At 61.7% G+C, this 14,994-nt stretch carries 15 protein-coding genes and 3 tRNA genes; 16 read left to right on the top strand and 2 right to left on the bottom strand.

Going from position 1 to position 14,994, the window contains the following annotated elements; all coding sequences use genetic code 11:
* The first annotated feature begins 15 nt into the window (after window positions 1-15).
* The 6 genes from ACFX4T_RS11015 (at window position 16) to ACFX4T_RS10990 (ending at window position 3,604) form a co-directional block, all read left to right on the top strand.
* A tRNA-Gly gene (locus tag ACFX4T_RS11015) sits at window positions 16-88 on the top strand.
* Window positions 89-112: 24 nt separating this feature from the next.
* Window positions 113-187 (top strand) — tRNA-Val (locus ACFX4T_RS11010).
* Between the two features lie 57 nt (window positions 188-244).
* Window positions 245-320: transfer RNA gene (locus tag ACFX4T_RS11005), tRNA-Gly, on the top strand.
* 175 nt (window positions 321-495) lie between these two features.
* Window positions 496-1,950: an amino acid permease gene (locus tag ACFX4T_RS11000; RefSeq protein ID WP_377651826.1), complete on the top strand. Its 1,455-nt coding sequence runs from the start codon at window positions 496-498 to the stop codon at window positions 1,948-1,950.
* Between the two features lie 83 nt (window positions 1,951-2,033).
* Window positions 2,034-2,267 carry an antitoxin gene (locus ACFX4T_RS10995; protein WP_216923131.1) on the top strand — a complete coding sequence of 78 codons (234 nt, stop codon included), beginning with the start codon at window positions 2,034-2,036 and terminating at the stop codon, window positions 2,265-2,267.
* 116 nt (window positions 2,268-2,383) lie between these two features.
* Complete coding sequence (locus ACFX4T_RS10990) at window positions 2,384-3,604, top strand: benzoate/H(+) symporter BenE family transporter (RefSeq protein ID WP_377651825.1); 1,221 nt, start codon at window positions 2,384-2,386, stop codon at window positions 3,602-3,604.
* A 13-nt stretch (window positions 3,605-3,617) separates the two neighbouring features.
* On the opposite strand, the gene zapE is transcribed toward ACFX4T_RS10990, so the two are convergent.
* The gene (gene zapE, locus ACFX4T_RS10985; RefSeq protein WP_216923802.1) at window positions 3,618-4,658 is read right to left on the bottom strand and encodes a cell division protein ZapE; all 1,041 of its coding nucleotides are present in this window, start codon (window positions 4,656-4,658) and stop codon (window positions 3,618-3,620) included.
* 210 nt (window positions 4,659-4,868) lie between these two features.
* On the opposite strand from zapE, the gene ACFX4T_RS10980 reads away from it, so the two are divergent.
* From ACFX4T_RS10980 to ybaK, 3 genes are read left to right on the top strand one after another with little or no spacing between them, the layout of a single operon-like run.
* On the top strand, window positions 4,869-5,795 hold the full coding sequence (locus ACFX4T_RS10980; protein WP_377651823.1) for a sulfurtransferase: 927 nt from the start codon (window positions 4,869-4,871) through the stop codon (window positions 5,793-5,795).
* Window positions 5,796-5,832: 37 nt separating this feature from the next.
* Entirely contained in the window at window positions 5,833-6,300 is a 468-nt protein-coding gene (locus tag ACFX4T_RS10975) for a SufE family protein (RefSeq protein ID WP_216923126.1), read from the top strand.
* Window positions 6,301-6,359: 59 nt separating this feature from the next.
* Window positions 6,360-6,854, top strand: a complete 495-nt coding sequence (ybaK, locus tag ACFX4T_RS10970) for a Cys-tRNA(Pro) deacylase (RefSeq protein ID WP_377651821.1) — start codon at window positions 6,360-6,362, stop codon at window positions 6,852-6,854.
* Window positions 6,855-6,887: 33 nt separating this feature from the next.
* Here ybaK and ACFX4T_RS10965 read toward each other — a convergent pair whose 3' ends face one another.
* Window positions 6,888-8,144, bottom strand: coding sequence for an alpha/beta hydrolase family protein (locus ACFX4T_RS10965; protein ID WP_377651820.1), 1,257 nt, complete (start codon window positions 8,142-8,144; stop codon window positions 6,888-6,890).
* 137 nt (window positions 8,145-8,281) lie between these two features.
* On the opposite strand from ACFX4T_RS10965, the gene ACFX4T_RS10960 reads away from it, so the two are divergent.
* The 7 genes from ACFX4T_RS10960 to ACFX4T_RS10930 all read left to right on the top strand — a co-directional run bounded on the left by ACFX4T_RS10960 (window position 8,282) and on the right by ACFX4T_RS10930 (window position 14,811).
* Window positions 8,282-8,773: a hypothetical protein gene (locus ACFX4T_RS10960; RefSeq protein WP_216923124.1), complete on the top strand. Its 492-nt coding sequence runs from the start codon at window positions 8,282-8,284 to the stop codon at window positions 8,771-8,773.
* A 14-nt stretch (window positions 8,774-8,787) separates the two neighbouring features.
* Complete coding sequence (gene msrB / locus ACFX4T_RS10955; RefSeq protein ID WP_216923123.1) at window positions 8,788-9,264, top strand: peptide-methionine (R)-S-oxide reductase MsrB; 477 nt, start codon at window positions 8,788-8,790, stop codon at window positions 9,262-9,264.
* A gap of 184 nt (window positions 9,265-9,448) precedes the next feature.
* Window positions 9,449-10,816: a DUF6421 family protein gene (locus ACFX4T_RS10950; RefSeq protein ID WP_377651819.1), complete on the top strand. Its 1,368-nt coding sequence runs from the start codon at window positions 9,449-9,451 to the stop codon at window positions 10,814-10,816.
* On the top strand, window positions 10,816-11,544 hold the full coding sequence (locus ACFX4T_RS10945) for an SDR family NAD(P)-dependent oxidoreductase (protein ID WP_377651817.1): 729 nt from the start codon (window positions 10,816-10,818) through the stop codon (window positions 11,542-11,544). Before ACFX4T_RS10950 ends, ACFX4T_RS10945 begins: the two co-directional genes overlap by 1 nt.
* 22 nt (window positions 11,545-11,566) lie before the next feature.
* Complete coding sequence (locus ACFX4T_RS10940) at window positions 11,567-12,679, top strand: low specificity L-threonine aldolase (RefSeq protein ID WP_216923800.1); 1,113 nt, start codon at window positions 11,567-11,569, stop codon at window positions 12,677-12,679.
* A 69-nt stretch (window positions 12,680-12,748) separates the two neighbouring features.
* Window positions 12,749-13,408: a DUF3000 domain-containing protein gene (locus ACFX4T_RS10935; protein ID WP_216923118.1), complete on the top strand. Its 660-nt coding sequence runs from the start codon at window positions 12,749-12,751 to the stop codon at window positions 13,406-13,408.
* Window positions 13,409-13,467: 59 nt separating this feature from the next.
* Complete coding sequence (locus ACFX4T_RS10930; protein ID WP_377651816.1) at window positions 13,468-14,811, top strand: HRDC domain-containing protein; 1,344 nt, start codon at window positions 13,468-13,470, stop codon at window positions 14,809-14,811.
* Window positions 14,812-14,994 lie beyond the last annotated feature (183 nt).

The raw sequence follows: 14,994 nt of genomic DNA, 5'->3' as shown, positions 1-14,994 counted from the left end.
GGGCAGACAACATGTGCGGACGTAGCTCAGCTGGTAGAGCACCACCTTGCCAAGGTGGATGTCGCGAGTTCGAATCTCGTCGTCCGCTCTCCTTTCATAAGGACCCGGAAACGGGCGATTGGCGCAGCGGTAGCGCGCTTCCCTGACACGGAAGAGGTCACTGGTTCGATCCCAGTATCGCCCACCAGAACAAGGCAACTTGTTTGTTGTTGACGGCCAGGCATTTGCTTGGCAGACAACATGTGCGGACGTAGCTCAGCTGGTAGAGCACCACCTTGCCAAGGTGGATGTCGCGAGTTCGAATCTCGTCGTCCGCTCCAACGAAAAAGGCAGCTCCTCGGAGCTGCTTTTTTTATGCCCACGCGGAGCCAAATGCCATTCATCATTTGAAGTAACTGATACACCTAAGAAAAAGTCGCTTTATCTAATGTGATTCGTCTCGCACAATGTAATGCGAGCTCATCACCGTTCCACGCCAACTGGCAGGAGTACCCCATGAATCAACAGACGGCTTCCCAATCCGTCATGAGGCGCAAGCCCATCGACGACATCGAGGAAGAAAGCAAGCACAGTGGACTCTTCAAGAGTCTTGGCCTCTGGCAACTGACCGCCATCGGCGTCGGCGGCATTATCGGCGTCGGCATTTTCTCGCTGGCCGGCCTGGTAGCCCACGGCGACGCAAACAATCCGGGCGTGGGCCCCGCAGTGCTCGTATCGTTCCTTATTGCCGGGCTCGCTTCCGGCGCCGCCGCCCTGTCCTATGCGGAATTTGCCGGCATGATCCCCCGGGCAGGTTCGGCCTACACCTATGGTTATGTAGCTTTGGGCGAGATCATTGGCTGGTTCATTGGCTGGGATCTCCTGCTTGAATACATCGCCATTGTCGCCGTGGTGGCAATCGGCATCTCCGGCTACTTCGATGCCTTCTTGTCCGGCATCGGGATCCACATGCCCACCTGGATGACGTCCACAGTGGATGAAGGCAAGGGCGGCATTATCAACCTTCCGGCGATCCTGGTTTGCCTCCTGGTGACCTGGATCCTCAGCAGGGGAACCAAGGCTTTCGGCCGCTTCGAATTGGTGGCTGTTGCCATCAAGGTGGTGTTGATCCTCTTCATCATCGGGTTGGGCATTTTCTACATCAACACTGAGAACTTCAATCCGTTCATGCCCAGTGGTTTCGGCCCGGTCTTTGCCGGTGCAGCCACGGTATTCTTCGCTGTCTTTGGTTACGACGCCATGAGTACAGCCGCGGAAGAAGCCAAGGACGGCAAGAAACACATGCCCAAGGCGATCGTCCTGTCCCTGATCATCGCCATGCTGCTCTACGTGGCAGCTACGCTCGTCCTCACCGGCATGCAGAACTACAAGGACATCGATCCCAAGGCTGGCTTCGCATCGGCCTTCACGGGGGTTGGTCTGCCTATCATCGCCACCATCATTTCGGTTTTCGCTGTCCTGTCCATCCTGACCGTGATGCTGACCTTCCTTCTGGGCGTTACCCGCGTTTGGTTCTCCATGAGCCGCGACGGCCTGCTGCCGGGATGGTTCGCCCGTACCGACCGTCACGGCACACCCCAGCGGGTCACCTGGATCGCGGGCATCGCCTCAGCGTTCCTGGCCGGCGTTTTCCCGATCAAGGAAGTTGCAGACCTCACCAACATCGGCATCCTGGCAGCATTCGTTGTGGTCTGCATTTCCGTCATCGTCTTCCGCTACAAGAAGCCCGACGCTCCCCGCACATTCCGTTTGCCGTTGATGCCGGTAGTTCCCGCCTTCGGCGTGCTGGCCTCCGCGTTCCTGATGTCCCAGCTGCATTGGGAAACCTGGCTACGTTTTGCCGTCTGGCTCATTGTTGGCTTGATCATCTACTTCTCCTACGGCCGTAAGCACTCACTCATGAATCCGGACAGCCCACGCCACCTTGAGCTCAGTAAGCCCTTGGCGTAGCGCGCCTGGAATCCTTGGCACACCCTGAATCCAGTGTTAGGGTCGGACGCGGAGGAGCGAACTGGCTCCGCGAAGGAAGGGAGGTGCCCGTGGGTTTAATTGACGACCTGAAGGGTAAGGCTCAGGGTCTCATTCAGGGCAACGAAGAAGCCATTCAGAATGGCATCGAAAAGGCCGGAGACTTCGTCGACCAGAAGACAGGCGGCAAGTTCGCAAGTCAGGTTGACGCGGTTCAGAATGCCGCTTCCGACTTCGTGGCTACAACAGACGGCGACGCCGCACAGGCTCCCGTCGCGGATGAGCCTAAGCAGCTGTAGCTGCCTGAGCCCGCCGTACCAGATACGTCAAGGGGGCACCGGTCCCGCCGAGAGGCGCCACCGGTGCCCTTGGCGTTTAATCGGTAACCGGGTTTCCGTCCGGTATTTTGGTCCTTATGCCATCAGCCTCTTCCACAGTCCAGCGCCCCTCCCGCCAGGACACGTTAGGGCCGCCCATCACCGCTGGCATCGTCACCGCCCTCGTCGGTTTCACGTCCTCCTTCGCTGTGGTCCTTGCTGGACTGCGGGCTGTGGGAGCCAACCAAGCGCAGGCCTCCAGCGGCCTCCTGGCCCTTACACTGACGTTCGGACTGGGCATCTTATGGCTGGCGTGGAGATCCAAAATTCCAGTAACCCTGGCGTGGTCCACCCCGGGGGCGGCGCTCCTCGCCTCGGCAGGAATGGTCGACGGCGGCTGGCCGGCAGCGGTGGGTGCGTTCGTCGTCGTCGGGGTGCTGATCGTCCTGACGGGGTTACTGCCCAGCCTTGGCCGGCTGATGACGAAGATACCCACACCGCTTGCGCAGGCGATGCTCGCGGGCGTGCTCCTCCCCCTGTGCCTGGCACCTTTTAAATCCCTGGGAGAAGTGCCCTTGCTGGTTGGCCCGGTGGCCATTTGCTGGTTGGTGATGATGAAGTTCGCGGCGCGCTGGGCGGTCCCGGCCTCACTGGTGGTGGCCCTCGCCGTCATCGGCATCCACATCGTGGCGAACGGAGTTCAGATTCCCGGGGATGCCCTCTTGCCGCGGCTCGAATGGACTACTCCAGCATTCACTGTGGAGGCAGCGGTGGGGCTTGCCCTGCCCCTGTTCATTGTCACGATGGCATCGCAGAACATTCCCGGCGTCGCCGTGCTTAAATCCTTTGGCTTCACAACGCCCTGGCGGCCATCGATGGTGGTCACTGGAGCCGGAACCATCGCGGGCGCTCCGTTCGGAGGCCACGCCATTAACCTTGCTGCTTTGAGTGCAGCGTTGGCGGCCGGAGAGGAAGCAGGGAAAGACCACGGCAGGCGCTGGATCGCGGCATTCGTGGCTGGTGTGGCCTACCTGATGCTGGCAGCGTTCTCCGCAGCCCTTGTCACAGTGGTGGCTGCCGCACCCGCCGGCTTGCTTGAAGCGGTCGCAGGCCTGGCATTGCTCGGCACGCTGGCCTCAGCCATCTCGTCCGCATTGGCAGTTGCCGAAGAACGCGTACCCGCGTGCATCACTTTCCTGCTTGCCGCCTCAGGGATCAGCTTCGCAGGAGTGGGTGCGGCATTCTGGGCGTTGGCGGGAGGCATCCTGGTCCGCTGGTTGCTGAAAGACCGGGAACCGCTGACGCCTTCACACAAGTAAAGCCGGAACCGAATCAGGCAGGTTCGTGGTTCTGTCCCTCTCGGGCAAGAGCCGTGAGCCTGGACACGGCACGGAAGTACTTCTTCATGTACCCGCCGGTCATCATTTCTTCGGTGAAGAGTTTGTCGAAGGGGACGCCGCTGGCAAGAATCGGCACATCTTTGTCATAGAGACGGTCGGCGAGGACAACGAAGCGGAGCGCCACTGCCTGCTCGGTAATGGTCTCGACGTCGCGCCACACCACGGCCTCGACGCCGGAGATCAGCTGCCGGTAGCGGCTGGGATGGACGCCAGCGAGGTGGTGCACAAGAGTGCGGAAATCATCCACGGCAACTGTTTGTCCGTCAAACTCGGCGTGCATGCGGTGCTTGAGCTCTTCAGTCTTCAAAGGTGACGGAGCTGCGGGCAGGCCACGGTGGCGGAAGTCTTCGCCGTCGATCCTGACGACGTCGAACTGGTCGGCAAGGACCTGGATTTCACGTTGGAAGTCCACGGCTGCGAAGCGGCCTTCGCCCAAGGAACCCGGCAGTGTGTTGGAGGTAGCCGCCAGCTTTACGCCGGCGTCGGCCAGTTCGCGCATCAGGCGGGACATCAGCACAGTGTCGCCGGGATCATCGAGTTCGAATTCGTCAATGCAGACAAGCTTGTAGTTGCTGAGGGCTTCGACGGTCTTCCGGAACGAGAGCGCGCCTACGAGGTTGGTGTATTCAACGAACGTACCGAAGGCCTTGGGACCCGGAGACCGGTGCCAAAGGGAGGCCAAAAGGTGGGTCTTGCCGACGCCGAAGCCACCGTCGAGGTAAATGCCGGCACGGGTGGCGGGGGCCTTCTTGGCGAACAACTTCTTGAAGAGGCCACCGCCGTCATCGGCCCCAACACCGTCAGCGAATGCCGACAGCAGCTTGACCGCATTGGCTTGGCTGGGCTGGGCGGGGTCCGGGCGGTAGCTGTCGAACGATACCTCTCCAAATCGCGGAGACGGGTAGAAACCCTTGAGGAGTTCCTCCACGGAGACTGCCGGTGTGCGGGCAGCCAGTTGTTCGATCTGTACCACGGTGGTCCGTTCTTCAGTATTTGGGTCCCCAGCAAGAATACCGGCATCGGGCGTCCCGAAAACGGTGACGTGACCAATGCCATGTTTCACCATGTGACCAGCGGGGAAGCATTCCGCGCGGCCCGTGGTTAGTGTTGGAGCACGCCGGGCCGGCAACTGATGCAGCTTCCAGGGCCTGGCTCCGCCCGTTGTCAGTGAAAGGCCATCACCATGTCCTACCCCGTTGAACAAAACGAAAAGTTCGCGTCCTACGCGAACCCTGAACGACTCGTGTCCACGCAGTGGCTTGCCGAAGCACTTGCCGATGGCGCCATCGCCGATGGCAAGCTGGTGGTTGTGGAGTCCGATGAGGACGTCCTGCTGTACGAAACCGGCCACATTCCCGGTGCCGTAAAGATCGACTGGCACACGGACCTGAACGATGAAGTGACCCGCGACTACGTGGACGGCGCCGCATTCGCTGCTTTGGCAGCATCCAAGGGCATCTCCCGTGACACCACCGTGGTGATCTACGGCGACAAATCCAACTGGTGGGCCGCCTACGCCCTCTGGGTCTTCACGCTGTTCGGACACGAAGATGTGCGCCTGCTGGACGGTGGCCGCGACAAGTGGATCGCTGAAGGCCGCGAATTGACCACGGACGTATCGGAGCCTGCCCCGGGCACCTACCCCGAAGTAGAGCGCAAAGACGCTCCCATCCGGGCCTTCAAAGAGGACGTCCTGGCTCACCTGGGCAACCCGCTGATCGACGTCCGCTCCCCCGAGGAGTACACGGGCCAGCGCACCCACATGCCCGCATACCCGGAAGAAGGCGCACTGCGTGGCGGCCACATCCCTACGGCTGCTTCGATTCCGTGGGCCCGTGCTGCCGCCGAGGACGGCACGTACCGTTCCCGTGAGGAACTGGAAGCCCTCTACCTGGGCGAAGCCGGTTTGACGGCCGGCGACGACGTCGTGGCGTACTGCCGCATTGGCGAGCGGTCCAGCCACACCTGGTTCGCGCTGAAGTACCTGCTGGGCTTTGAAACCGTTCGCAACTACGACGGTTCCTGGACCGAGTGGGGCAACGCGGTCCGCGTACCCATCGTCAAGGGCGCCGAGCGCGGTTCCGTGCCGGCAGCCTTGGTCCGTAACTAGCAATGCAATCAGCGCCGTTGTGCGTAAGCTGGAAGTGATGAGTACCAACACCTTGCCCGCCGCACTGGCGGAAATCGTCGATGACTTCCAGGCACTGACGGAGCCTGACCGCCTGCAACTGCTGCTCGAGTTCTCCCGTGGGTTGCCGGAACTTCCGGAGCGCCTCAAGGACCACCCGGAGCTGCTGGAGCAGGTTGTGGAGTGCCAGTCACCTTTGTTCCTCACGATCGAATCCGAGAAAAACAAGGACAATGCCGAAGGCCCCCGCGCCTACCGGTTGTTTTTCAAGGCTCCGCCCGAGGCTCCCACTACGCGTGGATTCGCCGGGGTGCTGCACGAAGGACTCGATGGGTTGACGGCCCAGGAAATCCTGGACGTTCCGGATGACATGCCGGAGTTGCTGGGATTGACCAGGGCCATCACTCCCCTGCGTATGCGCGGGATGACCGCCATGCTGGGCCGTATCAAGCGGAAAGTTGCAGCCGCAAGCCGCTTGGAACACTAAGCAGCTTCTGTAAGCAAAGCGGACTTTCTGTAACGCAAAGCTGAGAGGCGTCCTGGCACATGGCCAAGAAGATGGCATCACAGGGAACGCCGGCCACTGCAGCACTAGCTGCGGCCGGCGTTTCCTTCGTGCTGCACCCGTATTCCCATGATCCCTCGGCCGCCAGCTATGGGTTGGAAGCTGCCGAAGTCCTGGGCATCGATCCCAAACGGGTTTTCAAGACATTGATGGTGGAAGTCGAAGGCAAACTCGCCGTGGGCATCGTCCCCGTTTCAGGAAACCTGGACCTCAAGTCAGTGGCGGCAGCCCTGGGTTCGAAGAAGGCAGCCATGGCCGACCCCAAGGCGGCAGAGCGTCGTACCGGCTACGTCTTGGGCGGAATCTCCCCCTTGGGCCAGCGCCAGCCCTCCCCTACCGTCCTGGACGAGTCCGCATTGTCCTTTGACACCATCCTGGTTTCCGGTGGGCGACGCGGCCTCGACATCGAAATTGCCCCGGGGGACCTGATCCGGCTGACCAAGGCGGTGACGGCGCCCATCGGCGCCAAGGGCTAACGTCGCCCCGGGTAAGCTCACCCGGCCTGCCCGTTACACACCCTCTGACTGCCCAGGGTTGTTCCGGGGAGCCAACTGGCGCTGCAGCCACGAGCGAACCAGCCGTTCCCATTTCTCCGGGTCAACGTTCCACTCCTTCGTGTGCCGCGCTCCGTGGAACGGTTCGAACGTCACCATTTCCGGGTTCTTCTCTGCAAGGCTGGCGGAAGGTTCAAAGGGGACGTAGTCGTCGTCGACACTGTGGATCAGCAGGGTTGGGGTTCGTAACTCAACGGCTCGTGCTTCCCAGTCCATCGCTTTGAAATCCACGGGAGCGGAAAGTCCGGTGAGCCTGCGGCCCAGCGGATGTCCGAGCATCAGCTGTCCGTATCGGCCTACGTTGTAGGGGATCCTGTTCATCTCTGCATGGTGGGCCATCACGTTGACCCAGTTGATCACTGGCGCGTCCAGCACCAAAGCACGGATCAGATGCCTGTACTTGGATAAATCGGCTGTTTGGAGGCTAATCGCTCCACCCATGGACCAGCCGAACAGGACCACTTCCCGGGCGCCATGAGCCATCGCATATTCGATAGCGGCTTCCACGTCCCGCCACTCCGTGGAGCCCAGGCCGTACCGCCCATCAAGTGCCGATGGCGCAAGCCCGTCATTCCGGTACGAAATCAGCAGGCTGTCCAGTCCCAACTCCCGCGCGGTCCGGACAGCCCTGAGGCATTCAAGCCTGGTGGCACCCCGGCCGTGCACCATGATCGCCCAGATGGGTGCGTGGGCAGCTGCATCCGCCCGGACCAGCCATGCCGGCGCCTTCCCGACGTCGAGGTCAATCTCCACGTCCTCGGCGGCCAGGCCGATGGCCGCGGGATCCGGGTACGTTGCGCCGCTCCACCATCCCCGGCGGGCTTCAGCGAGGTTGCCACTGTAAACCTCTTCTACCTCGCGCAGCACCGTTTGTTCAGCTGGCGAGTAGGAGACGATCCTGCCAATCCTGGCATGGCCTTTTCCGCCCTCGAAGAAGAGACTGAACACGCCGTCGATGGTGGTGTCAGGGGTGGCCGCAAGGATGACCTGCAGTCCCTTGTCGCTGCGGATGACGGCGAGAACCTCCTGGTCCTCATGACGGGCAGCGGGCGTAATGACGCGGCGGGCAAAATACACTGCGAGCGCGGAAGATCCGGCACCGACGAGTCCTGCGAGTGTCCCTCCGGTGAGGATTCCGGCGATGGCCCATTTGGTTCGCACGGACATTTTCTTCTCTGCAGCCTCGCTCGCTGACCGGGTATTCAATGCCATGGCTCCATTGTCGCCGTTCCCTGGCCGTCGTCCATGCAGGTGGGGGGCGCGCGGCGGATTGGTTGCCGGGAATGCTCTGGCAGGAATTGAGTGCCGAAAATCTGCGTCGTCTCGTTCGGCGGGACTACGCTGTAGCCATGAGCGATCCCATCGTCATCCTGACAGAAGAGCCCCTTGGTCCCGACGACCGCGTCAACATCGCCAAATTGGTCGACGGCGGCGACGCACCCTTGGTTGTCCTGGTCCCGGCCAATACCGAGCGACATCTCCTGGTTGATTTCCTGGAGAACCTTTCCATGCTCGATATTGCCAAAGCGTTCCGGGAACTTGGTGGCCAGTCCCCCAACCCGGATGCTGAGAGGGCGGAGGCGTCGGAAACCTTGGCAACGTCGTTGGCTGCGCTGGAAGGTTTGGGCGGCGGTGTCACGGGGGAGATTGTCGACGGCGGTGCCGTGGCCGGCTTGGTAGCGAAGGTCCGGGCCTTGGATGCCGCGCAAGCTGTGGTGGTAACACGTCCGCACGCAATCGCGGATACGTTCCACACGGATTGGGCCAATAAGGCGCAGGACCAGTTGGGCCTTCCCGTTCTTCACTTGTATGCGGGTTCGGGATTTATCGGCGACTCGTGAGCGTTGCATAAGACATGAACACTCCTGAGAACACCAGCAAGACCACCGGCGTGCCCTTGGAGAAGTCCGATGCCCAGTGGCGTGAAGAGCTGACTCCGGATGAGTACCGCGTGCTGCGTCAGGCCGGTACTGAGCGGCCTTACACCGGCGAGTACTGGGACACGCATACCGAAGGCGTTTATCAGTGCCGCGCTTGTGGCAGCCAGTTGTTCACCAGCCACGAAAAGTTCGATTCCCATTGTGGTTGGCCGTCCTTCTGGGCGCCGTTAGCCGAGGGCACGGTGCGTTACCTGCATGACCGCACGATGGGGATGGACCGTGTGGAAGTCCGGTGCGCGAACTGCGACTCGCATTTGGGTCACGTGTTTGAAGGCGAGGGCTACGGCACTCCCACGGACCAGCGGTTCTGCATTAACTCGATTTCGCTGCGGCTTGTGGAGTCGAAAGAGCCGGTTGAGTCCAAGGAGCCCGCTGAATCCGAAAGGAAGTAGGCAGCTTCCGGGCGGGCCCACATGCGGGGCCCGTCCCGGAAAGCGCATTGCTACATCTCGGACGCTTTGAAACAACCCTTTGCACCAGAGTTTCTTACGCTCAACCCTTTTTTGGATTAGCTAAACTTTTCGGTTGCTACGCTCACATCAGAAGCAAGAACGACTTCTGAAAGGACGAGCATCAATGACCATCACCGCCACCGCCGCCCTCCCGCGTGTCACTGCCGACAACGCGGAATGGACTGCGCTCAAGGCCGCCGCCACCGCACTCCAGGCATACCAGGAGCAGGACGGCTCCATTACGGATCCGGCTGCCCACCATGAAGCTGCCCAACTGGTGGCAACGATTTCGGATGCCATTAACGCGCTGGCCCCGCACTTCGCGCATGACGCCCGGTACCTTGAACTGTTGGTGGAAGACTTCAGCCGCTGGGTCCAGGGAGGCTTTGGAGTTCCGGACTTCCTTGACTCCCTCCAAGCCTTCCAGCCCCAGAAGCAGCGGGTGGATGGACTCCAGCATCTGGTGGTCTTCCCGATGTACACCCAGAACGGCAGCACCAACCGGCTGGTCGAAGCTGTCTTGATCGAGGTCATTTGGCCGGAGTTCATTGGTGGACTGGAAGCTGGCGAGTACTCCAACAAGTTGTTCGTTCCGATCCGTTTTGTGGATTTCACACCGGGCTACGACACCAATTCGGCAGTCCTCTTCCCGGAAACAGTGGCTGTCCGCGAGACGCCGACGTTCACGTGGGGCGCCATCTTTGCAGACCGCGAAGCGGCCCGCTTCCGCCGCGTACTCAAGGCTGCGGCTGCCACCACGTCACTTGAACTCCCTGCGGACGCCGCGGAGCTCCTTGAAGACCAGGAACTCACCCAGCGCACCTTCGTCATGTGGGACTTGATCCACGACCGCACGCACATGCGCGGCGATCTTCCCTTTGATCCGTTCATGATCAAGCAGCGCATGCCGTTCTTCCTCTACTCTTTGGAAGAGCTCCGATGCGACCTGACGGCCTTCCGCGAGTCCGTACGCATCGAAAAGGACGAGAACGCCGATCCTGATGCCCGCAAGCACGCCAAGCTCGTGCAGTACGCTGTGATCTTTGACCGGATCTTCCGGTTCGCCATCACAGGCAGCCGGGTCCGTAATTACGACGGCCTTGGTGGTCAGCTCCTGTTCGCGTGGATGCACCAACACCACGTGCTGCACTGGACGGACAGCAAGCTCAGCATCGACTGGGATGAAGCAGCAGAGGTAGTTGTGGAACTTGGTGCCAGGATCGAGGAGCTGTACTGGCGTTCCATCGATCGCCCGAAGGCCGCCCACTGGCTTGCGGCCTATGAACTCATTTCCGGTACAGTAACTCCACACCCGGCGTCGATCTGGGCCAAGGGCCCTGAAGCCCTGCCTTTGAACGGTGCTCCCCGCGGCCTTACCGATCAAGTCCTGGACGATGAGTTCCCGCTGTCCATGTTCTACGAAGCATTGGAGAAGAAAATGCGACCTATCATCGAATCCACCACCGGCATCACTGGCGCGACGGCGGCCTGATGAGCCCACTGACAGTCCTCGTGACCGGCGGCAGCAGCGCGTCCGGCGTCGCCGCGGCGCGCGCTTTGGCGGCCGCCGGTCACAGGGTTTTCACTATCGGTTCGGACGACGTCCGCATCAAGACCGCAGCCTTGGAGGCCGGAGATGGGGTGACTCCGCTGGTTTGCGACCTCGCAAGCCTTGACGCCGTCGGCGAACTTGCACAGACGATTCGTCAACTCGGCGTCGACCGGGTAGACGGCGTCATCCATCTTGTGGGCGGCTGGCGCAGCGCGACCGGCATCGAGGACCAGTCCGACGACGACTGGGAGTCCCTTCAAGAGGGCGCGATTACCACCCTGCGCAACGTCTCGCGCGTTTTCTATCGCCAGTTGGAAGAATCACCCCGCGGCCGCTTTGCCATGGTTTCATCCACTGTCGCGTCCGCACCCACCGCCGCCACAGCCAGTTACGCAGCTGCCAAGGCCGCCGCGGAGGCCTGGACCCTCGCGGTAGCCGACGGTTTCCGGCAAGACCAGTCAGGAAACAAGCAAGCCCCGGCACCCCAACACAGCGCCGCCGCGATTTTCGTGGTCAAGTCCCTCGTCGATGCCGCCATGCGGCGCGAGCACCCGGAGCGGCGGTTCCCCGGCTACACGGACGTCGAAGAACTGGCCGCTGCCGTGGTCGAACTCTTTAACGAACCGGCGGCCACCCTCAACGGCCAGCGCATCCTGTTGGCCAAATAGACTTGAAAGCGTGAATGAACCAGTGACGAGCACAACAGAGGCGCTCCATAGCGCCACCGCCACAAACGGCCACGGCCAACTCCACGACCCCTCGGTTCGAGGCTTTGCGTCGGACAATTATTCCGGAGTCCACCCCGAGGTCCTGTCTGCTCTGGCTACCGCCAACGGAGGCCACCAGGTCTCCTACGGCGAGGACGTCTACACCGCCCGGCTCCAGGAGGTCCTGGAACAGCAGTTCGGCAGCGGCATCGAAACCTTCCCGGTCTTCAATGGCACAGGCGCCAACGTCCTGGCCCTGCAATCGCTCCTCCCCCGCTGGGGTGCCGTCATTTGCGCTTCCACGGCGCACATCAATATGGACGAGAACGGGGCGCCCGAGCGGGTTGGCGGTATCAAGCTCCTGCAGGTACCCACGGAAGACGGAAAGCTCACGCCCGCATTGATCGACCGCGAAGCCTGGGGCTGGGGAGATGAGCACCGCGCCCAGCCCCTGGTTGTCTCCATCACCCAGACCACAGAGTTGGGCACGTGCTACACACCCGAAGAAGTGCGCGCCATCGCCGATCACGCCCATGCCAAGGGCATGAAGTTGCACATGGACGGAGCACGGCTGGCAAACGCCGCAGCTCACCTTGGAGTCCCCCTACGTACGTTTACGCGCGACGCCGGTGTGGACGTCCTGTCGTTCGGCGGTACCAAGAACGGACTGCTTTTTGGTGAAGTCGTGGTTGCCCTCAACCCCGAAGCCGCCGACGGCCTGAAGTTCCTTCGGAAAATGAACATGCAGCTGGCCTCGAAGATGCGCTTCATCTCTGCGCAGTTCATAGCCCTGCTTGAGGACGGCCTGTGGCTGCGGTCAGCTGCCCACGCCAACGCGATGGCAGCACGCCTGCGCTCGGCCATCGAGGGTATCGACGGCGTGGAGCCCACCCAGGCCACGCAGTCGAACGGCGTCTTTGCGATTCTGCCGGCCGGAGTCGCCGACCGCCTGCGCTCATCCTTCGCCTTTTACGATTGGGACGCTGCCCGAGGTGAAGTCAGGTGGATGTGTTCCTTCGATACCACGGAGGAAGATATTGATGCCTTCGTCGCCGCCATTAAGCGGGAGATGGCCAGCGATTTGGCGGCCAGCTAACAAGTGAACAAGGAATTGTCCGGGGCGGCGAGCCTACAGGGATTCGCCGCCCCGGACGCATAATCTGCGATGGTGAACGCCCTCGCCCAGGTTCCCTCGGAATTTCTTTTCGCCTTGGGAACGCTACGAAAAGCACAATGCCGCAGCGAATTGCGGTTGGACGAAATCCCCGCGCCCGCCCGTCTCGCACCATATGCGGTAGCCCTTGGAGCGGAAGTCTTCAGCCCCACGGCAGCCACCCGGCAAGTACCGGTCCATGGCCCTGCAGCCAAAGCCTTCGCCGAAAAGCAGAACGCCGGCCCTCCGGATGAAGAGGATGAGGAACTGGCCACGGGCCGTTTCATCCTGCTGTACGATCCCGATGGATCAGCCGTTTGGGAAGGCGAATTCAGGATTGTCACCTACATCCGCGCCCAGATGGATGCCGAAATGGGAAACGACACCATGCTGGGTTCCGTGGCCTGGACCTGGCTGGTGGAAGCCCTCGAAAACCATGCTGCCCAGTACCGGGCTGCCGGAGGGACCGCAACGAGGATTCTCTCGGAGAGCTTCGGTACCCTGTCCGATCGCCCCGACACGATAGATATCGAATTGCGCGCCTCTTGGACCCCTGCCACGGCCAATGTCCAAGCGCATCTGGAGGCCTGGTCTGACATGGTTTGTACGTTCGCCGGACTGCCGCCCCTTCCGCCTGGGGTCACTGGACTACCCAACAGGAGGCTCAATTGAATGCCCTGAATTCGTCCGCAAGGGCCTGCAGCAGCAGGACTCGGTAAGCTTAAGCCACCATGACCCCTGAAAACCTGGATAAAACCACAGCCGGCGATCCGGTTGCTGATCCCACGACCCACATCAAAGTTGAAGGCTTCGACAGCCACATCCCTGAAGTCATCGATCTCGATACCCCGCGCGAAGGCGTGCCACTGGTCATCGATACCTTGGCAGGCCTGGAGCGATGTGCCGCAGCTATTGCGGCCGGAACCGGTCCCGCCGGCGTCGATGCTGAACGCGCTTCCGGATTCCGCTACGGCCAACGCGCATTCCTGGTACAAATTCGGCGCGAAGGCGCAGGCACCTGGTTGATCGACCCCGAGCCCTTTGACAACCTGGACATCGTCAATGACGCTCTGCGGGGCGCCGAATGGATCCTGCACGCAGCCACCCAGGACCTTCCGTGCCTTTCGGAGCTGGGCATGTGGCCGGACAAACTCTTCGATACCGAACTCGCGGCCCGTCTCGCCGGACTTCCCCGCGTAGGGCTCGCTGCCGTCATCGAACAACTCCTTGGATTCGGTCTCGCCAAAGAACATTCCGCGGCAGACTGGTCCACCCGGCCGTTGCCGGAACCCTGGCTGCGCTACGCCGCCCTCGATGTCGAAGTCCTGGCTGAACTGCGCGAGGAACTTATCGAACTTCTGGAGGCCGACGGCAAGCTCGAATTCGCCGAGCAGGAATTCGCAGGGATCCTTGCTGCTGGTATCGCACCGCCCCGCGTGGATCCATGGCGGAAGACATCCGGGCTGCACCAGATCCGTGACCGCCGCCAGCTGGCCGCCGTTCGGGAACTGTGGCAGGAGCGTGATCAGCTTGCCCGCAAGCGTGATGTCGCTCCCGGGCGGCTCATCCCGGATTCCGCACTCGTCGCGGCAGCCAAGGCGCTTCCCACCACCGTTCCCCAGCTTCTGGCTACCAAAGGCTTCCACGGCAGGTCAGCCCAGCGCGAAGCCCCGAGATGGCTGCGCTGCATAACGACAGCCCGCACGCTCACGGACTTGCCTCCACTGCACTTGGCCACCAATGCCCCACCCCCGCCGCGCGTATGGGCGGACAGGGATCCGGCAGCTGCAGCACGTCTTGCCACAGCCCGCCCTGCGCTCCAAGCAAAGGCTGACGAACTCAAGCTTCCTATCGAGAACCTGCTCACCCCGGACTACCTCCGGCGCGTGGCGTGGCGGCCGCCGTCGGACGTCTCCCTGGAATCGGTGGCCGATGAGCTACGCTCCCTGGGCGCGCGGGAATGGCAAATCTCCTTCGCCGCACCCATCCTGACTGAGGCATGCCTGAACCCCAAGCCATTGCCCGGCAAGGAGTCCAAGCCGAGGGAAACGCAGCAATCCAAGGATTCTGACTGAATCACTACCCCGCTCACAGGCCCGTCACGCGAACTACGGTTCGACGCGGCGGGCCTTCTGCGTCCCGGGACACGCCTGGCATTCATCGCGCACTGGATCCTCAGTACCTTGCAAGCTAAGTTACTCACGAGTAACATTGACATCAATGCCAAACGGAGTTCCTCCCTACGGAATCCGGCACCA

Origin of the sequence: Paenarthrobacter sp. YIM B13468, assembly GCF_042788025.1 — a bacterium.
Lineage (GTDB): Bacteria > Actinomycetota > Actinomycetes > Actinomycetales > Micrococcaceae > Arthrobacter > Arthrobacter aromaticivorans.
This window is presented reverse-complemented; position numbering and strand designations above follow the sequence as displayed.